Here is a 22,474-nt window from a genome sequence, read left to right as displayed (position 1 = left end):
CCGCCCGTTCTTGCGAGCAATCAGCTCCGCATGGCTGCCGCTTTCAACGATGTAGCCGTCGTCCACGACCAGGATGCGGTCGGCATTCGCGATGGTCCCAAGCCGATGGGCAATCACAAGCGTTGTGCGGCCGCAAGAGAGATCCGCAAGGGCCGCGCTTTTGAAATTAGCTAATCAAGTCCCTTAGCTGCGCTCTGGGGTTAATTACTCACGAAACCCCAAATCCCCTCCTCCCCGCGTTAAAGATTATTGACATATCATAATGAAGTGTTGTACGTACAACATTACAATGTTGAGCGAGGCTGCACGCTTCTGTGGAGGATAGCGGTGGCATCGGGGTTGGGCAGCTTGCCCGCTTTCGACATTGGCGTGTCACGTAAACGGAGGAAAATCGTGCTGAATTTCAAGAAGGTCCTGTTCGGGGCGGCTGCCCTGACATTCGCTCTCTCGGCGTCCGCCGGCGCTGAAGACAAGATTCTCATCGGTCTCGTCACCAAGACGAACGGCAATCCCTTCTATGCCAAGATGAAGGAAGGCGCCGAGATGAAGGCGAAGGAGCTCGGCGTCGAGCTGCAAAGCTTCGCCGGCAAGATCGACGGCGACAGCGATTCCCAGGTCGCCGCCATCGAAACGCTGATTTCGGCGGGCGCCAAGGGCATCATGATCACGCCGAGCGATCCAAAGGGCATCGTCTCGACGCTCGAGAAGGCACGCAAGGCCGGCATCTTCGTTGTCGCGCTCGACACCGAGACCGATCCGATCACGGCGGCCGACGCGACCTTCGAGACCGACAACAAGCTGGCCGGCGAGCTGATCGGCAAGTGGGCCGCCGCCACGATGGGCGACAAGGCGAAGGATGCGAAGATCGCCTTCATCGACGCGGTCGAGAACCAGCCGACCGTCGACTGGCAGCGCGACCAGGGCTTCATGAAGGGCTTCGGCATCGACATCAAGGAACCGAACCGCTACGGCGAGGAGGACGATCCGCGCATCGTCGGCCACCAGTGGGGTGCGGGCGCCGAGGACGGCGGGCGCACCGGCATGGAGCAGCTTCTCCAGCGCGAACCGGAAATCAACCTCGTCTACACCATCAACGAGCCGACGGCGGCCGGCGCCTATGAAGCGCTGAAGGCGGTCAAGCGCGAGAAGGACGTGCTGATCGTTTCCGTCGACGGCGGTTGCCCGGGCGTGAAGAACGTCGCGGCCGGCGTCATCGGCGCCACTTCGCAGCAATATCCGCTGCTGATGGCCACGATGGGCGTCGAGGCGATCGTCAACTACGTCAAGACCGGCGCCAAGCCCACCAACAGCGAGGGCCTCGACTTCTACAATACCGGCGTCAAGCTCGTGACGGACAAGCCCGTTCCCGGAATCGATTCCATCACGTCGGAAGAAGCCCTCAAGCTCTGCTGGGGTTGATGAACCGGATCGGCGCGGCCCTCGCCGCGCCGCCCTTCCTTAACGAAAAAGGGCTTGCTCCATGTCGTCGGACAATCAGGCACTCTCGACGGCCGAGGCCGCATTCGAGGACCAGCGGTCGTCGGTGGGCCGCACGCTGCACCGCTTCCTTCACAACAATTTCACGGTCGTCCCGGCCGCGATCCTCATCCTGAGCTGCCTTCTCTTCAGCCTCATCGTCGGATCGCGCTTCCTGCACCCGTTCAATTTCTCCCTGATCCTGCAGCAGGCGACGATCATCGGCATCGTCGGCACGGCGCAGACGCTGATCATCCTGACGGCCGGCATCGACCTTTCCGTCGGCGCGATCATGATCATGGCCTCGCTCATCATGGGGCGGCTCGCGGTCCTGTCGGGCGTGCCCGTCGAGCTCGCCTTCCTCGCCGGCCTTGCGGCGGGCGCGGCCTGCGGCTTTGCCAACGGCGTCCTGATCTGCCGCTTCAAGCTGCCGCCCTTCATTACCACGCTCGGCACCTGGAGCGTCTTCGGGGCGATCAATATCGGCTATTCGCGCAGCGAGACCATTCGCTCGCAGGAGATCGCCGATACCGCGCCGTTCCTCCAGTGGACCGGGCAATCCTTCTCCTTCTTCGGCGCGACGCTGACCTATGGCTCGATCCTCCTGCTGCTGCTCGTGGCGGTGGCCTGGTACGTGCTGAACCGCACACCCTTCGGCAAGCACGTCTATGCCATCGGCGACGACGCGGAAGCCGCGCAGCTTGCCGGCATCAACATCCGCCGCACGCTGACGGCGGTCTATGTGCTGGCCGGCATCATCTGCGCGCTTGCGGGCTGGGTGCTGATCGGTCGCACCGGCTCGGTCAGCTCGCTGTCGGGGGCGACCGTCAACCTCGATTCCATCACCGCAGTGGTGATCGGCGGCACCAGCCTCTTCGGCGGGCGCGGCTCGATCATCGGCACCCTGTTCGGCGCGCTCATCGTCTGCACCTTCCGCAACGGCATCGCGCTCGCCGGTGCGGATGCGGTCTGGCAGGAGGCGTCCATCGGCCTGCTCATCCTCTCGGCCGTGGCGCTCGACAACTGGCTGAGAAAGGTGTCGGCATGAGCGTGGAACCCATTCTCAAGGCGCGCGGGCTGGTCAAGCGCTACGGGCGCATCGTCGCCCTCGACCATGCCGATTTCGATCTGATGCCGGGGGAAGTGCTCGCCGTCATCGGCGACAACGGGGCCGGCAAGTCGACGCTGATCAAGGCGCTGTGCGGCGCGATCACCCCGGAGGCCGGCGAGATCGCCCTTGGCGGCGAGCCGGTCTCCTTCCGCTCGCCGCTCGATGCGCGGCGGGCCGGCATCGAGACGGTGTTCCAGTCGCTGGCGCTGGCGCCCTCCATGACGATCGCCGACAACATGTTCCTCGGGCGCGAGCGCCGCACGAAGGGCATGTTCGGCCGGATCTTCCAGAACCTCGACATGCGCACCATGCGCCGCGAGGCACGGGCGGCCCTGTCGGAGCTGGGGCTGGCGACGATCCAGGATATCAACCAGCGGGTGGAGACGCTTTCGGGCGGCCAGCGCCAGGGCATCGCCATCGCGCGGGCCGCGGCCTTCAGCAGCCGGGTGATCTTCATGGACGAGCCCACGGCGGCCCTCGGCGTGAAGGAATCGCGCAAGGTGCTCGACCTTATCGCCGACGTGCGGCGCAAGGGCATCTCGATCGTGCTGATCAGCCACAACATGCCGCATGTCTTCGAGATCGCGGACCGGATCCATATCCACCGCCTCGGCTCGCGGGCCTGCGTCGTCGATCCGAAGTCGATCTCGATGTCCGACGCCGTTGCCATCATGACGGGGGCGAAGCGGCTGGAGCCCGAGCCCGTTCAGGCCTGAGGCCCGCCGTGCCGGCTTCTCTTTTCAAGTGCGGGCTTCGGCGGGGCGCCGGGGTCCCTTGCGGCCTTTGCGCTTTCGGGCGGCGGAGGTCATTTCCTCAATCGAAGCGTCTTGTCATGTTGTACGTATAACATTATAGGATGCGAAAAGCATATCTGGAGGCACCCTATGTCTGACCGCCGCGACCTGGCGAACGCCATTCGTTTCCTGACCGTCGATGTCGTGCAAAAAGCCAATTCCGGCCATCCCGGCACGGCCATGGGCATGGCCGATATCGCCGAGGTTCTGTGGAACGATTTCCTTCGGCACAATCCCGCGAACCCGAAATGGCTCAACCGCGACCGCTTCGTGCAGTCGAACGGCCACGGCTCCATGCTGACCTATTCGCTGCTGCACCTTTCCGGCTACGGGCTGACGGTGCAGGACCTCAAGGATCACCGCAAGCTGCATTCCAAGACCCCGGGGCACCCGGAATACGGCATCACCGCCGGCGTCGAGACGACCACCGGGCCGCTCGGCCAGGGCTTCGCCAATGCCGTCGGCATGGCGCTGGCGGAAAGGAAGCTCGCGCAGGAATTCAACCGTGAGGGCTTCCCCGTCGTCGATCACTTCACCTATGTCTTCGTCGGCGACGGATGCCTGATGGAAGGCGTGGCGCAGGAGGCGGCTTCGCTTGCCGGCACGCTGAAGCTGAACAAGCTCATCGCCGTCTATGACGACAACAAGATCTCCATTGACGGCGAAACGCCCGGCTGGTTCGCCGACGATACGCCGGCCCGCTTCCGCGCGCTCGGCTGGAACGTCATTGCCGGTGTCGACGGCCACGATTTCGACGCCATCGCCGCCGCCTTCGCCGCCGCGCGCCGCTCGCCGGACAAGCCGACCATGATCTGCTGCAAGACGATCATCGGCTACGGCTCGCCGAACAAGCAGGGCAAGGAGGAGGTGCACGGCGCGCCGCTCGGCGTGGACGAGGTCACCCTGACCCGTGAGCATCTCGGCTGGCCGCACGAGGCCTTCGTCGTGCCGGATGCCATCATGCAGGCCTGGGACGCCCGCCCGCGCGGGGAAAAGGCGGAAGCCGAGTGGAACGCGCTGTTCGCGGCCTACAGGGCGCAGCACCCGGCGCTGGCCGCCGAGCTGGAGCGCCGCACCGCCGGCCGCCTGCCGGAGGGTTTCGACGCGGCCGTGGCGGCGGAAGTGGAGCGCATCCTCGGTGGCGATCCGGTCAAGCAGCCGGTGCGCAAGGCGTCCAACCGCGTGCTCGGCAATCTCCTGAAGGGCCTGCCGGAGGTGATCGGCGGCTCGGCCGACGTTTCCCTCTCGACGCTCGCCTGGACGGGCGAGGCCCGCTCGATCACGCCCGAGGATTTCTCCGGCAATTTCGTGCATTACGGCGTGCGGGAATTCGGCATGTCGGCGATGATGAACGGCATGGCGGCCCATGGCGGGCTCATTCCCTATGGCGCCTGCTACCTCGTCTTCAGCGACTACAGCCGCAACGCGGTGCGGCTTTCCGCCCTGATGGGGCTCAAGGCGGTCTTCCTCTACACGCACGATTCCATCGGGGTCGGCGAGGATGGGCCGACGCACCAGCCCTGCGAGCAGCTCGTGGCGCTGCGCGCCATCCCCACCATGTCGCTGTGGCGGCCGGGCAGCGAGCTGGAAGCGCTCGTCGCCTGGGAGAGCGCCATGAAGCGCGAGGGGCCGAGCGTCATCGTCGCCGCGCGGCAGGACGGCGCGGTATTCGCGCACAAGGCGGGCGATCTCGAAGGCATCCGCAAGGGCGGCTATATCCTCAAGGACGCCGCCGGCACGCCGGATGTCGTGCTGGCCGCGACGGGTTCGGAACTCGGCCTCGTGCTGGAGGCCGCGAAGGTCCTGGAAGGCGAGGGCCGCGCGGTCCGCGTCGTCTCCATCCCCAACGGCAACCTCTTCGCCCGGCAGGATCGCGCCTATCAGGACAGCGTGCTTTCCTTCGGCACGCCGGCGGTCTTCGTCGAGGCGGCTTCGCCCCTCTACTGGTACCAGTTCCTCAAGGGGCCGGGCACGGTGGTCGGGGTCGACCGCTTCGGGGAATCGGCTCCGGGCCCGGAGATCTATCGCGCCATGAACATGACGGCCGAGCGCGTCGTCTCCGAGGCCGCCCAGCTTCTGGCCTGAGAAAACGGTTGCAGCAGGGATGGAAAGCATCTCTGCTGCTTTTTCATGACGCATATGGGGACAGGCAGGCATGTATCTCGGCATCGATCTCGGCACCGGCTCGGTCAAGGCACTTCTGATCGATGACGACGGCAGGACCGTCGCGGAGGCCTCGCAAGCCTATGCCGTCTCCTCGCCCGTGCCGGGCCATGCCGAGACCGCGCCGGCCGACTGGTGGGCCGAAACGGTCGTGGCGGTGCGCGCCTGCTGCGCCGGGCGCGGCGCGGCGGTGCGCGGCATCGGCCTGTCGGGCCAGGCGCATGGGCTCGTCGTGCTCGACGCGGCGGAAAAGCCGTTGCGCCCCGCCATCCTGTGGGCCGACCAGCGCGCCACGGCGGAAATGGACGCGGTGCTCGCCTTGCCGGAGGCGGTGCGCCGCCCGCTCGCCAATCCCGTCGTCAGCGGCATGGCCGGCCTTTCGCTGCTCTGGCTTCGGCACAACGAGCCTGCCACCTATGCCGCCATCCGCCGCATTCTCTCGCCGAAGGACTGGCTGCGGCTGGTGTTGACCGGCGAGGTGGCGACCGAGCCCTCCGACGCCTCGATGACCCTGCTCTACGAGATCGACGGCGACCGCTGGGCGATGGATTTCCTCAACGCCCTGTCGCTCGATTCGGCCGTCCTCGCCCCCGTCGTGGAATCGCAGTCGGTCGCCGGCCGGCTGACGGCCGCGGCGGCGGCGGAGCTGGGGCTTCCCGCCGGCACGCCGGTCGCCGCCGGTCTTTCCGATACCGCCTCCTGCCTCTTCGGCATGGGGCAGACCAGGCCCGGCTCCACCATCCTGCAGGTCGGCTCGGGCATCCAGATCATGTCGGTGGTCGAGAGTATCGAGCCGCGCGTCCAGCCCTTCTACAACAGCTATCGCGGCATCGGCCGCAGCCTCTATTCCATGGCCGCGCTGCAGAACGGCGGCACGGTCTTCGAATGGGCGCGCACGGTGCTTGGCGCCTCCTGGGCGGAAATGTACCGCGCCGGCTTCGACGAGAGCGAGGGCAATGGCGGCATCGTCTTCCTGCCCTATGCGGCGGGCGAGCGCGCGCCGCTGCTCGATCCGAACGCGGCGGCCGCCTGGGCCTATATGCGCCTCGGCTGCACGCGCGGCCAGCTCATCCGCTCGGTCTTCGAGGGCGTCGCCCTTGCGGTGCGCGATAGCTGGGACGCGATGCGCGGCATCGGCGTTTCCGCCGACCGGATCCTGCTCACCGGCGGCGGCAGCACGGATCCGCGCTGGCGGCAATTGCTGGCGGACATCCTGCAGATGCCGCTGGTGCCGGCGCACGACCTCGGCAATGCGACCATCGGGGCCGCCTATCTCGGCGGCATCGCCGCCGGCCATTGGCGCGGCGTCGAGGACATTCCCTTCCCCGACCAGCTCGGCGAGACCGTCGAGCCGCGGCCCTTCGCGGGGCTGGACGAGCTTCTGGCCCTCTTCCGCGCGACCTATCGCGGCCTCAAGCGGGCCTGACGGGTCTCAATAGGTCCGGTGCAGGTCGATGGTCAGGCGCGTGCGGTCGGGATGGTGCCAGGACTCGTAATATTCGAGCACCTGCTTGTTCTGGTCGTAGGTCACTTCGCGGTTGAACAGGACGTAGCTGTTCATCTCCACCTGCAATTGGCTGGCGATGGCTTCCTCGTCGATGCGGGCGAGCTCCACCTGTCGCTTGCCGGTGGTCGCCACGGCGTTGTAGCGCTTGGCAAGGTACTGGTAGAGCGAGACGTTCTCCAGCTCGTTCGAGTGCAGCAGCTCGGGAAAGCGCGAATAGGGCAGGTAGTTGCGCACGACCAGGAAGACCACGCCGTCGGCATAGCGCATGCGCTCCAGGAAGATGGCGTCGTTCTCGCCGATCTCTTCGGCCACATGGGCGGGCGGGCGGATGCGCTCCTGCTTCAGCACCCGGGTCGTCAGCTTGAAGCCGGCCTTGGCCATGCTTTCGAGCAGCGGATCGAGCTGCTGGACGAGGGCGATGGGCACCTTGCGCTCCAGCACGAAGGCGCCGCGGCCGCGCTCGGTCTCGATCAGGTTGTCATGCGCGAGCGATTGCAGCGCCTGCCGCACGACGCTGCGCGAGACGTCGTAGGTCTCGCAAAGCTCGCCTTCGGTCGGCAGCTTGCTACCGGGCGGATAGGCGCCGGATTCGATCGCGCCCCTCAGCGTTTCGGCGAGCTGGAAATAGAGAGGGATGGGGGAATTGCGTTCGATGCTCATGCGAATCTCTCTTCCTTGCGGGGCGGTCGCAGGCACTTTGCTGTTGTTAGCGTGACATGACAAGCGGACATCACAAACTGGAAAGGCTGTATTCACTGGCTATTGACACTCGGAATGTAGTTTGATTATGTTGTCCGTACAACATTACAAAATGTCATAATGATATGGCGCATCCTGCCATTCATATCAAATCCGGGAGCTGCGAGTTGGATGTGAGTGAAGCTGTCATCGGGGGTGCGCCGGCCGTGCGCGCCGCCGCCAAGGTCCGCAATTCCGGGCCGCATCCGTCCAATCCCGGCATCGCCTTCTCCATGGATCCCATCGAGGCGGTGCGCGTCAACCTGTCGGCCGCCGAGCGCCGCACGGCCTCGCTCGGCGGGCGCCGCACGGTCAAGAAAGAATGGCAGGCGGCCTGGCTGGTGCGCGCCATCGAATGCATCGACCTTACGACTCTGAACGGCGACGACACGGAGGGCCGCGTGCGGCGCCTGTGCGCCAAGGCGCGCCAGCCGCTGCGCGAGGACCTGCAGGCCGCCCTCGGCCTTGCTGATCGCCGCGTCACCACGGGCGCCGTCTGCGTCTACCACCGTTTCGTCGCCACCGCCGTCGATGCGCTGAAGGGCAGCGATATTCCGGTCGCGGCCGTCTCCACCGGCTTTCCGGCCGGCCTGTCGCCGATGGAAACGCGGCTCAAGGAGATCGAGGCCTCGGTCGCCGACGGGGCGGAGGAGATCGACATCGTCATTACGCGCGAGCATGTGCTTCGCGGCAACTGGCAGGCGCTCTACGACGAGGTGAAGGCTTGCAAGGAAGCCTGCGGCCCGGCGCATATGAAGACCATCCTCGCCACCGGCGACCTCCAGACGCTGCGCAACGTCGCGCGCGCCTCCTGGGTCTCGATGATGGCGGGCTCCGACTTCATCAAGACCTCGACGGGCAAGGAAGGCGTCAACGCCACGCTGCCGGTGACGCTGATCATGCTGCGCGCCATCCGCGACTACCGCGAGATGACCGGCCATGTCGTCGGCTACAAGCCGGCCGGCGGCATCTCCACCGCCAAGGACGCGATGGCCTATCTCGCGCTGATGAAGGAGGAACTCGGCAACGACTGGCTGCAGCCGAACCTCTTCCGCTTCGGCGCCTCCTCGCTGCTGTCCGATATAGAGCGGCAGCTCGAGCACTATGTCACCGGCCGTTACGCGGCCTTCAGCCACCACGCCATGGCCTAGTCGGGCGAGGGGAGAACACGATGTCCATTGCAGAGATTCTTGAGACGATGAGCTACGGCCCGGCCCCTGAAAGCGACAAGGAAGCCCGCGCCTGGATCAAGGGCCTGGGCGGGGAGACGAAACTCTTCATCGGCGGCGCCTGGAAGAAGGCGAAGACCGGCGAGAGCTTCGAGACCATCGCGCCGGGCTCCGGCGAGGTGCTGACGCGCATCGCGCAGGCCGGCGCCGCCGATGTCGACGCCGCCGTCAAGGCCGCCGCCAAGGCGCAGCCCGCATGGGCGGCGCTCGCCGGCCACCAGCGCGCCCGCTACCTCTATGCGCTCGCCCGCCTCATCCAGCGCCACAGCCGCCTCTTCTCGGTGGTGGAGACGCTCGACAATGGCAAGCCGATCCGCGAGACGCGCGACATCGACATCCCGCTCGTCGCCCGCCACTTCTACCACCATGCCGGCTGGGCGCAGCTCATGGACGGCGAGCTTGCCGACCGCGAGGCGCTCGGCGTCTGCGGCCAGATCATCCCGTGGAACTTCCCGCTGCTGATGCTCGCCTGGAAGATCGCGCCTGCCATCGCGCTCGGCAACACGGTCGTGCTGAAGCCCGCCGAATATACCTCGCTGACGGCGCTGCTCTTCGCCGAGATGTGCCAGAAGGCCGGCCTGCCGGAAGGCGTCGTCAACATCGTCACCGGCGACGGGGCGACCGGCGAGGAGATCGTCAAGCATCCCGGCATCGCCAAGATCGCCTTCACCGGTTCGACGGAAGTCGGCCGCCGCATCCGCGAGGCGACCGCCGGCACCGGCAAGAGCCTGACGCTGGAGCTCGGCGGCAAGTCGCCCTTCATCGTCTTCGACGATGCCGATCTCGACGCGGCCGTGGAAGGCGTGGTCGACGCCATCTGGTTCAACCAGGGCGAAGTCTGCTGCGCCGGTTCCCGCCTCCTCGTGCAGGAAAGCGTCCATGACCGCTTCATCGCCAAGCTGAAGGCCCGCATGGAGACGCTGCGCGTCGGCGATCCGCTCGACAAGGTCGTCGATATCGGCGCCATCGTCCATCCGGTGCAGTTGGAGCGCATCCGCTCGCTCGTCGAAACGGGCGTCAAGGAAGGCGCGAGCCTGCACCAGCCGAAGGCGGGCGTGCCGGGCAAGGGCTGCTTCTACCCGCCGACGCTGCTGACGGGCGTGCATCCGGCCGCCACCGTCTCGCGCGTCGAGATCTTCGGCCCGGTCGTGGTCGCCACCACGTTCCGCACGCCCGCCGAGGCGGTGGAGCTTGCCAACAACACCGAATACGGCCTTGCCGCCTCCGTCTGGAGCGAGACGCTGTCGCTCGCCCTCGACATCGCGCCCAAGCTGAAATGCGGCGTCGTCTGGGTCAACGGCACCAACATGTTCGATGCCGGCGTCGGCTTCGGCGGCTACAAGGAATCCGGCTTCGGCCGCGAGGGCGGCCGCGAGGGGCTTTCCGCCTACAGCCGGCCGAAATGGCTGGCGAAAGCCAAGCCCATCGCCGAGAAGCCGGCCGCCCAGCCGACCGGCGACGTGCTCTCCACCGCCTTCGTCGATCGCACGGCGAAATTCTATGTCGGCGGCAAGCAGGCGCGGCCCGACGGCGGCTATTCGCGCCCGGTCGTCTCGCCCTCCGGCGCGCTCGTCGGGGAAGTCGGCGAGGGCAACCGCAAGGACATCCGCAACGCCGTGGAAGCGGCGCGCAAGGCGGCATCCTGGGGCACCGCGAGCGAGCACAACCGCGCGCAGATCCTCTACTATATCGCGGAAAACCTCGACGCCCGCGCCGGCGAATTCGCCGAACGCCTCGCCGCCATGACCGGCCGGCGCCGGCAGGACACGGCCCGCGAGGTCTCCGCCAGCGTCTCGCGCCTCTTCACCTATGGTGCCTGGGCCGACAAATACGAGGGCGCGGTGCACAAGCCGCCGATGCGCGGCGTGGCGCTCGCCATGAACGAGCCGGTCGGCACGCTGGGCATCGTCTGCCCGGACGAACCGGGCCTGCTCGGCTTCGTCTCCACCTTCGCGCCGGCCATCGCGCTCGGCAACCGGGTCGTCGTCATCCCCTCGGCCAGCCAGGCGCTCGCCGCGACGGATTTCTACCAGGTGCTGGAGACTTCGGACGTGCCGGGCGGCGTCGTCAACATCGTGACGGGCGACCGCCATGCGCTGGCGCTGGAACTTGCCCGCCACGAGGAGGTGGACGGCATCTGGTACTTCGGCAACGCCGCGACGGCCGGCGCCATCGAGAAGGCCTCGGCCGGCAATCTCAAGCAGGTCTGGGCCGAGACGGCGCAGCGCGACTGGTTCGATGCGCGGCAGGGCGAGGGACGGGAATTCCTCGGCCGGGTCACGCAGGTGAAGAATATCTGGGTGCCCTACGGGGAGTAGGGCACGGCAAAAAGCACAGTGCATGTTGGCCCCTAACCCTAACTCTCTCCCCGCAAGCGGGGAGAGGGGACTTGCCGCACGAACGGGCATTGGTTGGGGAAACCGGCGCGGCATGTCCCCTTCGCCCCGTTTACGGGGAGAAGGTGGCCGGCAGGCCGGATGAGGGGCGCCTGCGGAACAGCATCAATAGGGACGGAGGAAACAGGTGTATCTCGAACGCTTCAGGCTCGACGGGGAACGTGCGGTCATTACCGGCGGAGGCCGCGGCATAGGCCTTGCGACCGCCGACGCGCTCGGCGAGGCCGGCGCGCGGCTTGCGCTCATCGAGCGCGACCCGGCGCTGCTAGAAGAGGCCCGCGCGGCATTGCAGGCCAAGGGCTACGACGTCTCGGTGCATGAGGGCGACGTCACCGACGCGGCGCGCATGCAGGCCATCGCCGACGAGCTGGCGGCGACGGGCGGCGCGTCCGTCCTCGTCAACAATGCCGGCATCGCGCTCAGCGACATCCCCGCCGAGGACATGGAGGACGAGCGCTGGCTGAAGGTCATCGACGTCAATCTCAACGGCACCTACTGGTGCGCCCGCGCCTTCGGCCGCCACATGCTGAAGGCCGGCCGGGGTTCCATCGTCAATGTCGGCTCCATGTCCGGCTTCATCGTCAACCGGCCGCAGCCGCAGGCGCATTACAACGCCTCGAAGGCCGCCGTGCATCACCTGACCAAGTCGCTCGCCGCCGAATGGGCGACACGCGGCGTCAGGGTCAATGCGGTCGCGCCCACCTATATCGAAACGCCGCTCAACGCGCTCGTCGAGAACAACCGGCCCATGCTCGACCGCTGGATCGATTCCACGCCGATGGCGCGCATGGGCAAGGACCATGAGGTCGCAAGCGTGATCCTCTTCCTGTCCTCTCAGGCCGCGAGCCTGATGACCGGATCGATCGTGCTTGTGGATGGAGGATACACGCTCTGGTGAGGCCATCCCGTGCCGGATGCCGCACCGCCCGTGTCAGCATGCAACAATCACTAGGAGGAGTTAACATGAGCAGCATCAAGACGCTTCTGGCAGGGTCGGTGGCCCTGTTCTGCCTGACCTCTGCCGCCATGGCCGAGGATTGCAAGGTGGGCCTCACCATGCCCTCGCTCAACGCGCCCTATTTCGCCGCGCAGGTCGCTGCCGTCGAGAAGGCCGCCAAGGACGCGGGCTGCGAAATCACGACGGCCGACAGCCAGAGCGATTTCTCCAAGCAGATCAATGACGTCGAGGATATGGTGGCCAAGGGCATCAACATCCTCATCATCAACCCGCGCGACCAGGAAGCGCTCATTCCGGCCGTCAACGCGGCGACGGCCGCCGGCGTCAAGGTCGTGGCGATGGACTCGACGCTCAACGCGAAGGCCAATTTCATCTCGCTGATCCGCTCTTCCAGCGACGAGAACGGCCGCCTCGTCGGCGACTGGATCGCCAAGAAGATGAAGGGCACGCCGATCAAGATGCTCCTCATCTCCGGCAACCAGGGCAATCCGGGCGGGCTCGAGCGCCGCATGGGCGTCGTCAAGGGCATCGTCGAGGCGCAGCTCGTCAACGAGGGCGCGGTCAATCTCCAGATCCTCGGCCAAGGCTGGGGCGACTGGGCGACGGACGGCGGCCTGAAGGCGGCGGAGGACCTGTTGCAGGCCCATCCGGACGCCAACCTCGTCGTCGGCGAGAACGATTCCATGGTGCTCGGCGCGGTGCAGGCGGCCAAGGCCGCGGGCCTCGACAACATCCTCTTCGCCGCCGCCGCCGACGGGCAGCGTGAGGCGCTGGCGATGATCAAGGACGGCAGCTACGGCGCGACGGGCCTCAACGACCCGGACCTCGTCGGCCGCACCGCCTTCGACGTCGCCTACAAGGCGTTCAAGGGCGAGCTGCCGGCGGACTTCCCGAAGGAATACTTCACGCCCGCCGACGTGATCTCCAAGGACAACGTGGACAAGTACTACAATCCCGAGTCCGTTTTCTGAGCGACAGAAGAGAGGGATGCACCGGGCCTCCGGTGCATCCTTTGAGGATCCCATGACCGAACTTGTCCGCCTATCCGGCATCCGGAAGAACTTCGCGGGGGTGCAGGCCCTCAAGGGCGTCGATTTCGACCTCAAGGCCGGCGAGGTGCATGCGCTGGTCGGCGAGAACGGCGCCGGCAAATCCACGCTGATGCGGGTGCTCGCCGGCGAGATCGCGCCGACATCGGGCACCGTCAGCCTCAACGGCGAGCCCGTGCAGCTTTCCGGCCCGCGCGATGCGACCGGCCGCGGCATCTCGGTTATCCATCAGGAACTGGCGCTCGCGCCGGACCTGACGGTCGCCGAGAACATCTTCCTCGGCCGCCTGCCGGGCTTCGTGAACCATGCCGCGCTGCGCAAGGCCGCGCGTGAAATCCTCGACCGGCTCGGCTTCTCCATCGATCCCGCCGTGCAGGCCGGGCGCCTGACGGTCGCCCACCAGCAGGTCGTCGAGATCGCCAAGGCGCTTTCCAACAAGGCGCGCATCATCGTCTTCGACGAGCCGACCGCCGTGCTCGCCAACAGCGACGCCGAGCGGCTGCTCGCCATCATCCGCGAATTGCGCGCCAACGGCACGGGCGTCGTCTATATCTCGCATCGCCTGAGCGAGGTCTTCGACCTTTCCGACCGCATCACCGTCATGAAGGACGGCTCCCATGTCGAGACGCTGGCGACGGCCGCGACCGACGTGGACGCCGTGATCGCCCGCATGGTCGGCCGGCAGATGGCCGCGCTCTTCCCACCGAAGGACGGCCGCGCGCCGGGCGAGGTGGTGGTCGACGCGCGCAACCTCACCCGCGGCCGCAAGGTGCGCGACGTCAGCTTCACCGTGCGTGCCGGCGAGGTCGTCGGGCTCGGCGGCCTGGTCGGCTCGGGCCGCACGGAGGTCGCGCGCCTCGTCTTCGGCGCGGACCGGATGGATTCCGGCACGGTGGAGCTGAAGGGCAAGCCGCTGCATCTTTCCTCGCCGCGCCAGGCCGTGCATGCTCATATCGGCCTCGTGCCCGAGGATCGCAAGGAGCAGGGCGTCATCCTCGACGCGCCGATCCGCATCAACACCACGCTCGCCAAGATCCGCAGCGTCACCCGCTTCGGCTTCCTCGATGTCGGCAAGGAGCGCAAGGTCGCGGCGGCCCTCGGCAAGGACATGCGCCTCAAGGCCTCCAGCGTCGATGCGCCGGTCTCCAGCCTTTCGGGCGGCAACCAGCAGAAGGTGGCGCTCGCCAAGTGGTTCCACGCGGACTGCGACCTCCTCATCCTCGACGAGCCGACGCGGGGCGTCGATGTCGGGGCCAAGAGCGAAATCTACAATTTGATCAACGATCTGGCCAAGGCCGGGAAGGCGGTTCTCGTCATTTCGTCCGAGCATCAGGAACTGTTCGGCATCTGCGACCGCATTCTCGTCATGGCGGAGGGCGCCATCGTCGGGGAACTCACCGAGGCGGCGTTCACCGAGCAGCAATTGCTGACGCTGGCGATGACCCAGACGGCCAGAGCCAGATCAGGGACCAGGGATGAGGCAAGCCAATGAATACGCAATCCGCAAGCGCCGCAGCGCCGTCGTCGTTCACCCCGCGCCTGCTGGAGGCCATCCGCAGCTACGGCACGCTCGGTATCTTCATCGTCCTGGTGGTCGTCGCCGCGCTCTGGTCCGATGCGTTCCTGACGGAGCGCAACCTGATGAACGTGGTGCGCCAGGTCGCCTCCGGCGCGGGCATCATGGCCGTCGGCATGCTCTTCGTCGTGCTGACGCGCGGCATCGACCTGTCGGTGGGCTCCATCGCGGCCGTCGGCTCCGTGCTCTGCGCCCATCTCATCGCCGCGCAGGGCTATGGCGTGCCGATGGCGATCCTGCTCGTCATTCTCACCGGGGCGGCCTGCGGCGTCGTCACCGGCTTCTTCGTCGCCTATATGCGCCTGCCGTCCTTCGTCATCTCGCTCGCCATGATGGCGATCGCCCGCGGCCTCTCGCTGATCATCAGCGCCGGCCGGCCGATCACCATGGGCCCGCCCGGCGCCTCGCTGGTCGATTTCGGCAGCGGCTTCCTGTTCGGCATCCCGCAGCCCGCCATCCTGATGCTGATCATCTACGCTATCGGCGGCGTGGTGCTGACCTATACCAGCTTCGGCCGCATCGTCACCGCCATCGGCTCCAACGAGGAAGCCGTGCGGCTCTCGGGCGTGCCGGTCGAGCGCTACGTGCTGTCGGTCTATGTCATCAGCGGGGCGCTCGCGGCCGTCGCGGGCATCGTCGCGGCCGGGCGCACCGGCATCGGCACGCCGCAGGTCGGCGTCGGGGCGGAGCTCGACGTCATCGCGGCGGTGGTCATCGGCGGGGCGAGCCTGATGGGCGGGCGCGGCGGCATGTTCAACACGCTGCTCGGCGCGCTGATCCTCGGCATCATCACCAATATCATGAACCTTGCCGGCGTGCCGGGCTACCACCAGAACGTCTATCTCGGGCTGATCATCATCCTGGCGATGCTCATCCAGTTCGTCACCGCCCGCTCGCGCCGCTGAATCCCAAGGAAAACGACATGAACGACAAGACGGAAAAATCCGAGATCGCCGCCACCTACCTGCCGGACCTCTTTGCCGGCAAGCGCGTGCTGGTCTCGGGCGGCACCAGCGGCATCGGCCTCGCCATCGCCAGGGGCTTCGCAGCGCTCGGCGCGGACGTGGTGGCGACGGGCAGCAATGCGGCGAAGGTCGCGGCCGGTCAGGCCGAAGCCGGGGAGCGGCTGCGCTTCGCCGTGCTCGACGTGCGCGACAGCGCCGCCGTCAGCGCCTTCGCCAAGGGCTTCGACCGGCTCGACGTGCTCGTCAACGCGCAGGGCATCGGCCGGGGCGAGGCGGAGCATCAGGAGGCGGTGTTCCTCGACGTCATCGAGGTGAACCTCAACAGCGTGATGCGCCTCAGCACGGCCTTCCGCCCGCTGCTGGCGAAAACGCGCGGCGCCATCGTCAACATCGCCTCGATGCTGAGCTATCTGGTGGAGCCGGAAGTGCCCGCCTATACCGCCAGCAAGACGGGCATCCTCGGCCTCACCCGCGCGCTCGCCCACGCCTACGGGCCGGACGGCGTGCGCGTCAACGCCATCTCGCCCGGCTACCACAAGACCGACATGACGAAGGGCCTGTGGACCCAGCCGAAGAGCCACGACCTCATCGCCGACCATTCGGCGCTGAAGCGCTGGGGCTCGGTCGACGATCTCGTCGGCGCCGCCGTCTTCCTCGCAAGCCCCGCCGCTTCCTTCGTCACCGGCGCCGACCTGCCGGTCGACGGCGGTTATGTCTGCGGTAACACCATTCGCTGATACTGGAGAAGAAAACCATGTCCCGTTCCTTCGGCAGCCCCGGCCGCTATATCCAGCGGCGCGGCGAGATCGCCCGCCTCGGCGAGCATCTGGCCTCGCTCGGCAAAAGGCCGCTCTTCCTCATCGACGCCTTCCTGCATGACCGCTATGCGGCCAGCCTCGGCGAGAGCGTGAAAGCCGAAAGCCGTTTCGAGAAATTCGGCGGCGAATGCTCCGACCGCGAGATCGACCGGGTGACGGCGGCAGCAGCGGAATTCGGCGCGGATGTCGTCGTCGGCATCGGCGGCGGCAAGACGCTGGATACCGCCAAGATGGCGGCGCACCGCACCGATGCGCGCATGCTGGCCGTGCCCACCATCGCCTCCACCGATGCGCCGACCAGCGCCGTCGTGGTCGTCTACAGCGATGCCGGCGTGTTGCAGCAAGCGCATAACCTGCCGCGCAATCCCGATCTCGTCCTCGTCGATCCCGAGGTCATCGTCGCCGCGCCGGTGCGCTTCCTCGTCGCCGGCATGGGCGATGCGCTCTCCACCTGGTACGAGGCGCGCGCCAATATCGAGGCGGGCACGATGAACTACATTTCCGGGGGCTTCCCCGCGCCCCGCGCCGCCGTCGCCATCGCCAGCGAATGCCATGCGGTCATCATGGAGCAGGCGGTGAAGGCCAAGCTCGCGGCCGAGGCCGGTGTCGTCACGCAGGCGCTCGAGGATATCATCGAGGCCAACACGCTGCTCTCCGGCCTCGGCTTCGAGAATTGCGGCGTCTCCGCCGCCCACGGCATCCACGACGCGCTGACCGTGCTGCCGGAAATCCACGGCCTGCTGCATGGCGAGAAGGTCGCCTTCGGCGTGCTCTGCCTGCTCGTGCTGGAAAACCGCCCGCAGGCCGAGATCGACGAGACGCTGCGCTTCTGCCGCGCCCTCGGCCTGCCGACGACGCTGGCGGACCTCAACATCAAGGACGACATCGCCGCCAAGGTGCGCAAGGTGGCGGAAGCCGCCGTCAGGGGCAACATCACCCACGCCACCCGCTCCCCGGTGACCGTGGAGGACATCGAGGCCGCGATCCTCGCCGCCGACGCCCTCGGCCGCGCGGCCTGATCCTTTCCGTCCCTGCAAGACAAAACCCCCGGCCGAAAGACCGGGGGTTTCTTCTTTTGTAGGCTGGAGGGCTCAGAAGCCGCCGTTGACGAAGCCGCCGTCGACCGGCAGGTCCGCAGCGGTGATAAAGACGGCGGCCGGGGAGGCGAGGAAGAGGGCGGTGCCGACAAGGTCGTCCACCGTGCCCCAGCGCTTCAGCGCCGAGCGCTGGGCGATCTTCTCCGCCGGGACCGGATCGGTCCACAGGCCCCTGGTCATGTCCGTCTTGTGGTAGCCGGGGGAGATCGCGTTGACGCGGATGCCGTCCGGGCCGAAGGCATGGGCGAGGTGGCGGGTAAGGCCGAGCACGCCCGTCTTGCTGGCGCCATAGGCCGGCACGACCGGGTCGGTGACATAGCTCAGCATCGAAGCCGTGTTGATGATGACGCCGCGCGATGCCTTCAGCAGCGGCAGGACGGCCATGGAAAAGCGCATCTGGCTGTTCAGGTTGACGTCCATCACCTCCATATAGGTGGCGTCCTCGAACTCGGCCTCCGGCCGGGCGATGCCAGCGCCGTTGATCAGCACGTCGAGCTTCTTCAGCGTCCCGGCAAAGGCCTTGATGGCCTCCGGGTCGCGCACGTCGACGCGCTCGAAGCGGATGCCCTTGTTCTCGGGGTCCGCGGCGGCGGCCTTCAGCTTGGCCTCAGAGCTGCCGAGCGCGACGACGGAGCCGCCAAGCCGGGCGAAGCCCTGCGCGATGGCAAGGCCGATGCCGGACGAGCCGCCGGTGACCAGGATGTCCTTGCCGGTGAACAGGTCGGACCGGAACGTGTCGATAATCTCTTTCATGAAATCCTCCTCGGTTTGACGGTTAGCGCGCGGCCGGTTGCCGGTCGCGGATCAGGCTGGCAAGCGCGTCCATGTCGTCGTAGAGCGCCTTGCTGTGATGGTAGAGCCGGTCGAAGACCGGCTGGACATGGCTGTAGATCTCGGCCCAGGCCGGGTCGGGCGCGATCTCCTCGTCGTAGCGGACATAGGCTTCCGCCGCGTCCTCGGTGCGCGAGAAGCGGCCGGTGGCGGTCGCGGCCATGGCAGCGCAGCCGACAAGGCCGCATTCCGGCTCCTGCGGCACGAGGACGGGCGTATCGAAGACGCTCGCCTTGATCTTCAGCCACAGTTTGGTGCGGGCCCCGCCGCCGGCGGCGATCATGCGTTCCAGGCGCTTGCCGGAGCTCGCCTCCATGATGCGGATATGCCGGGCCATGGCGAAGGCGATGCCTTCGAGGATGGCGCGGTGCAGGTGCTCCACGCCATGGCCGGCGCCGAGGCCGAAGAACTGCGCCCGCGAATTGCGGTGCTGGCCGAGGCGCTCGCCGGTGAGGAACGGCAGGAAGAGGAGGGCGTCGGAGCCGGGTGGAGCCCTCTCCGCGCGCTCGACGATGTCGCCATAGCTCAGCTTGCCCTCGTGGAAGGCGCGGCGCGCCCAGCGCATGCCGTCGCCGCCCGTTTCCAGCAGCACGAAGGGCGCCCAGTTGCCCTCGATCGTCGCGACATTGGAGATTTCCGGGTCGAGAAGCGGTTTTTCCGCGATCATGGTGACGATCGCGCCGGTGCCGGTGCTGTCCGAGCCGAGGCCCGGCCGGCAGGCGCCGGAGCCGAGCAGTGCCATCGGATAATCCGCCCCGCCGACCATGACGGGCGTGCCGGCGCGAAGCCCGGTGGCGCGGGCCGCGTCCTCGGTGACGTGGCCGATGATGTCGAGCGGGTTGCGGATCGGCGGCAGGAGGCGCGCGTCGAGGCCCATGCGCTCGATCATGACGGGCGACCAGGCGCGGGTCGCCGGGTTCATCAGGAAGCTGCACGAGGCATCCCCGGTGTCCATGGCGATCTCGCCGGTCAGCCGGAAGTTGATGTAGTCCTTCGGCATGATGGCGACGGCGCTGCGGCGGTAGGCGTCCGGGTCCGCGTCGCGCACCCATTGCAGCTTGAAGCCCGGCCAGGCCGGCGTCGGCGTGTTGCCGCTCTCGGCGAGGTAGCTTTCCGGTGCGTTCTCCGCTTCGAACCTGCGCACGAGGTTCAGCGTGCGCTTGTCGTTCCAGAGGGGGGCGGTGTCGCGGGTGAGGTTCCCGGCGTCGTCCAGCAGCACGAGGCCGTGCATCTGGCCGCAGATGGCGACCATGGAGATGCGCTCACGCGCGCCTTCCGCCTTGTCGAGCACCGTGCGCACGGCGGCGCAGGCACCATCCCACCAGTCGAGCGGGCGCTGTTCCGCCCAGCCGAACTGCGGCACGATCTGGTCGTGCTCGCGCGCGGCGATCTCGACGATCCAGCCGCTGGTGTCGATCAGCGCGGCGCGGACGCTCCCGGTGCCGACGTCGATGGCGAGGAAGAGTTCGGTCATGGCGCGGCCTCCCGCAGGGCGGCGAGCGCGCCGGACAATTCCTGCTGCTGCACCGCCGCCCGGCGATAGGCGGCGAGCGCCGCGCCATAGACCTTGCGGGTCTCAGGCGACGGCTCGCTGCGGCTCTCGGTGGCGTGGAGGTCGCGGATGGGGGAGAAATCCCGCCACAGGCCCATGCCGACGAAGGCGAGCGCGGCCCCGCCGAGGGCGGCGGCCTGCTGGTCGATCCGCGTCTTGACGATGGCGCAGTCGAAGACGTCGGCGAAGATCTGCCGCCAGAGCGCATTGCGCGCCCCGCCGCCCACGATGATCATCTCCGGGCCGAGCGCCGTCATGCGGCGCAATTCGTCGAGCGCGACGCGAAGGCCGAGCGCCACGCCCTCCAGCGCCGCGCGAAAAATGTCGGCGCGGCCGTGCTGGAGGTCGAGGCCGAGGAAGCCGCCGCGCACCGCCGGCCCACCCTCGAAGCTGGTGCCGCCTCCGAGGGTCGGCACGAAGAGGAGGCCGCGCGCGCCGGCGGGCGATTGCCCGGCGAGCTGGAAGAGGTCATCATGCACGTTGCGGCCGGCGGCTTCCGCCTCGCGCCTCACGTCCGGCAGAAGCGTATCGGCCACCCAGTTGACGCTCGTTCCCGAGGAGAAGATCGAGGTCGCGGAGACGAACATGCCGGGCGCGACATGGGCGAAGACGAAGGGGCGCACCCGGTCGTCCAGCAGGGGCTCGGCGGACGAGACGGTGATCCAGCTCGACGAGCCCATGGAGGCATAGGCGTCGCCGTCGAGGAAGGTGCGGCCGCCGAGCGCCATGCAGCTGTTGTCGACGCCGCCGGCGACGACCTTCACGCCTTGCGGAAGCCCGAGCCGGTTGGCGACTTCCGGCAGCACCTCGCTGATGATATCCGTCGAGGCGACGATGGGGGCGAAGAGAGCCGGGTCGAGGCCCGCCGCAGCGATGAGGTCGGGCGCGTAGCGGCCGGCCCTGAGGTCGTAGACGCCGGTGCCCGAGGCATAGGAGGGATCGGTGGCGATGCGGCCGGTGAGCCTGAGGTTGATGTAGTCCTTTGTGCCGATGATCGTCTTCGTCCGCGCGAAGACGTCGGGCGCGTTGCGGCGCAGCCACATCGCCTTGAAGACGGTGTAGAGCGGGGCGGGAAAGCCGTTGCCGGTCGTCCTGTACCAGAGGGCGGGATCGACCCGGGTGAAGAAGTCGTCCGCCTCCGCAACGGCGCGTCCATCGGACCAGATCGGCACGAATTCCTGCAGGAGATTCCCGTCCGCGTCGAGCGGCAGGCAGCCGAGGCTGTGGCCGGAAATGGCGATGGCGCGGATCGCGCCGGCATCGACGGCCGGATTTTCGGTGAGCGTCTTCAGGCTGGCGCAGACCGCGTCCCACCAGTCCGCGGGGCGCTGCTCGTGGAAGGAGGAGGACGGGTAGAAGGTCCTGTAGGAGACGACCTCTTCCGCGAGGCAGGCGCCGTCCGGGCGGAAGATCGCCGCCTTGACGCCCCCGGTGCCGAGGTCGAAAGCCGCAACGGTATCGGTCATGATGTCAGTCCGCCTTACCGGTGATTTCGAGACGGCCGCCGGGCAGGGCGGCGCACTGGCGCACGAGGTCGACGGCGACCTTCGTGTTGATGCCGAAGCGGGTGACGCCGAGCCGCACCATGTCGGCGATGGCGTCCAGCGAGCGGATGCCGCCGGAGGCCTTCACCTCGACCGCGCCGTCCACCGTCTCGACGATGATCTTCAGCTTGTCGAGCGTGGTGGCGCTCGGCGTCCAGCCGGTGCCGGTCTTCACGAAGGCCGCGCCGCTTTCGGCGACGAGGGCGGCGGCGGTGCGGATTTCCGCGTCCGTCAGATGGGCCAATTCGAGGATGACCTTGAGGGGGACGGGGGCGATGGCCTCCACCACGGCGCGGATCTCCCGGCGCACATAGTCGAGGTCGCCGGATTTGAGGCGGCCGACATTCATCATCATGTCGAGTTCCTGCGCGCCGTTTTCGGCCAGTTCCGTGGCTTCCGCCACCTTGGTGCGCGTCGTGTGCCCGCCGGAGGGAAAGCCGACAGGGCCGCCGACCAGCGTCACGCCGCCCATCGGCACGAGGCTGCGCAGCAGCGGCACGAAGTTCGGCAGGGCATGGGCGGCGATGAAGCCTTCCTCCACCGCTATTTTCGCCAGCTCCCGCACGTCCGCTTCCGTATGGAAGGCCTGGACGGCGCTGATGTCGATCAGGGCGGCGAGATCGCGGGGGGCGAGAAAGGCCGGCGGGGAGCGGTGGCGGGTGTCGTTCAT

At 67.5% G+C, this 22,474-nt stretch carries 18 protein-coding genes; 13 read left to right on the top strand and 5 right to left on the bottom strand.

Translation table 11 applies throughout. The annotated features are described in order from the left end of the window. Nucleotides 1-393: 393 nt before the first annotated feature. The 5 genes from ACZ1A1_RS22375 (at nt 394) to ACZ1A1_RS22355 (ending at nt 6,970) form a co-directional block, all read left to right on the top strand. The gene (locus tag ACZ1A1_RS22375) at nt 394-1,419 is read left to right on the top strand and encodes a substrate-binding domain-containing protein (protein WP_119256413.1); all 1,026 of its coding nucleotides are present in this window, start codon (nt 394-396) and stop codon (nt 1,417-1,419) included. A 61-nt stretch (nt 1,420-1,480) separates the two neighbouring features. Then, the gene (locus ACZ1A1_RS22370; RefSeq protein WP_463621641.1) at nt 1,481-2,524 is read left to right on the top strand and encodes an ABC transporter permease; all 1,044 of its coding nucleotides are present in this window, start codon (nt 1,481-1,483) and stop codon (nt 2,522-2,524) included. After that, entirely contained in the window at nt 2,521-3,303 is a 783-nt protein-coding gene (locus ACZ1A1_RS22365; RefSeq protein WP_463621640.1) for an ATP-binding cassette domain-containing protein, read from the top strand. Before ACZ1A1_RS22370 ends, ACZ1A1_RS22365 begins: the two co-directional genes overlap by 4 nt. 168 nt (nt 3,304-3,471) lie before the next feature. After that, nucleotides 3,472-5,466, top strand: a complete 1,995-nt coding sequence (gene tkt, locus ACZ1A1_RS22360) for a transketolase (protein WP_463621639.1) — start codon at nt 3,472-3,474, stop codon at nt 5,464-5,466. A 70-nt stretch (nt 5,467-5,536) separates the two neighbouring features. Continuing rightward, nucleotides 5,537-6,970 carry a xylulokinase gene (locus ACZ1A1_RS22355; RefSeq protein WP_463621638.1) on the top strand — a complete coding sequence of 478 codons (1,434 nt, stop codon included), beginning with the start codon at nt 5,537-5,539 and terminating at the stop codon, nt 6,968-6,970. A gap of 6 nt (nt 6,971-6,976) precedes the next feature. Here ACZ1A1_RS22355 and ACZ1A1_RS22350 read toward each other — a convergent pair whose 3' ends face one another. Continuing rightward, nucleotides 6,977-7,711 carry a GntR family transcriptional regulator gene (locus ACZ1A1_RS22350; protein WP_318910068.1) on the bottom strand — a complete coding sequence of 245 codons (735 nt, stop codon included), beginning with the start codon at nt 7,709-7,711 and terminating at the stop codon, nt 6,977-6,979. 311 nt (nt 7,712-8,022) lie between these two features. Here ACZ1A1_RS22350 and deoC (ACZ1A1_RS22345) point away from each other — a divergent pair, with 311 nt between their 5' ends. From deoC (ACZ1A1_RS22345) to ACZ1A1_RS22310, 8 genes are all read left to right on the top strand, one after another. Next, nucleotides 8,023-8,940, top strand: coding sequence for a deoxyribose-phosphate aldolase (gene deoC, locus ACZ1A1_RS22345; protein WP_463621649.1), 918 nt, complete (start codon nt 8,023-8,025; stop codon nt 8,938-8,940). Nucleotides 8,941-8,960: 20 nt separating this feature from the next. Beyond that, complete coding sequence (locus ACZ1A1_RS22340) at nt 8,961-11,336, top strand: aldehyde dehydrogenase family protein (RefSeq protein WP_463621637.1); 2,376 nt, start codon at nt 8,961-8,963, stop codon at nt 11,334-11,336. 205 nt (nt 11,337-11,541) lie between these two features. After that, nucleotides 11,542-12,312 carry an SDR family NAD(P)-dependent oxidoreductase gene (locus ACZ1A1_RS22335; RefSeq protein ID WP_463621636.1) on the top strand — a complete coding sequence of 257 codons (771 nt, stop codon included), beginning with the start codon at nt 11,542-11,544 and terminating at the stop codon, nt 12,310-12,312. A gap of 65 nt (nt 12,313-12,377) precedes the next feature. Then, nucleotides 12,378-13,343 carry a substrate-binding domain-containing protein gene (locus ACZ1A1_RS22330; RefSeq protein ID WP_463621635.1) on the top strand — a complete coding sequence of 322 codons (966 nt, stop codon included), beginning with the start codon at nt 12,378-12,380 and terminating at the stop codon, nt 13,341-13,343. A gap of 52 nt (nt 13,344-13,395) precedes the next feature. Next, nucleotides 13,396-14,913 (top strand): sugar ABC transporter ATP-binding protein, encoded by a 1,518-nt coding sequence (locus ACZ1A1_RS22325; RefSeq protein ID WP_463621634.1) that lies wholly within the window; start codon nt 13,396-13,398, stop codon nt 14,911-14,913. After that, nucleotides 14,910-15,902 (top strand): ABC transporter permease, encoded by a 993-nt coding sequence (locus ACZ1A1_RS22320; protein WP_313193398.1) that lies wholly within the window; start codon nt 14,910-14,912, stop codon nt 15,900-15,902. The genes ACZ1A1_RS22325 and ACZ1A1_RS22320 overlap by 4 nt, the downstream gene beginning before the upstream one ends. 17 nt (nt 15,903-15,919) lie before the next feature. Then, complete coding sequence (locus ACZ1A1_RS22315) at nt 15,920-16,699, top strand: SDR family NAD(P)-dependent oxidoreductase (protein WP_463621633.1); 780 nt, start codon at nt 15,920-15,922, stop codon at nt 16,697-16,699. A 17-nt stretch (nt 16,700-16,716) separates the two neighbouring features. Continuing rightward, complete coding sequence (locus ACZ1A1_RS22310) at nt 16,717-17,799, top strand: glycerol dehydrogenase (RefSeq protein WP_463621632.1); 1,083 nt, start codon at nt 16,717-16,719, stop codon at nt 17,797-17,799. Between the two features lie 72 nt (nt 17,800-17,871). On the opposite strand, the gene ACZ1A1_RS22305 is transcribed toward ACZ1A1_RS22310, so the two are convergent. From ACZ1A1_RS22305 to deoC (ACZ1A1_RS22290), 4 genes are read right to left on the bottom strand one after another with little or no spacing between them, the layout of a single operon-like run. Continuing rightward, entirely contained in the window at nt 17,872-18,630 is a 759-nt protein-coding gene (locus tag ACZ1A1_RS22305; RefSeq protein ID WP_463621631.1) for an SDR family NAD(P)-dependent oxidoreductase, read from the bottom strand. 22 nt (nt 18,631-18,652) lie between these two features. Beyond that, nucleotides 18,653-20,182: a xylulokinase gene (locus tag ACZ1A1_RS22300; protein ID WP_463621630.1), complete on the bottom strand. Its 1,530-nt coding sequence runs from the start codon at nt 20,180-20,182 to the stop codon at nt 18,653-18,655. Next, on the bottom strand, nt 20,179-21,726 hold the full coding sequence (locus ACZ1A1_RS22295; RefSeq protein WP_463621629.1) for a xylulokinase: 1,548 nt from the start codon (nt 21,724-21,726) through the stop codon (nt 20,179-20,181). The genes ACZ1A1_RS22300 and ACZ1A1_RS22295 overlap by 4 nt, the downstream gene beginning before the upstream one ends. A gap of 4 nt (nt 21,727-21,730) precedes the next feature. After that, a complete protein-coding gene (deoC, locus tag ACZ1A1_RS22290) occupies nt 21,731-22,474 on the bottom strand; it encodes a deoxyribose-phosphate aldolase (RefSeq protein WP_463621628.1) in 744 nt (247 codons plus the stop codon).

The sequence above is a fragment of the Shinella sp. R2-11 genome, assembly GCF_055330205.1.
This window is presented reverse-complemented; position numbering and strand designations above follow the sequence as displayed.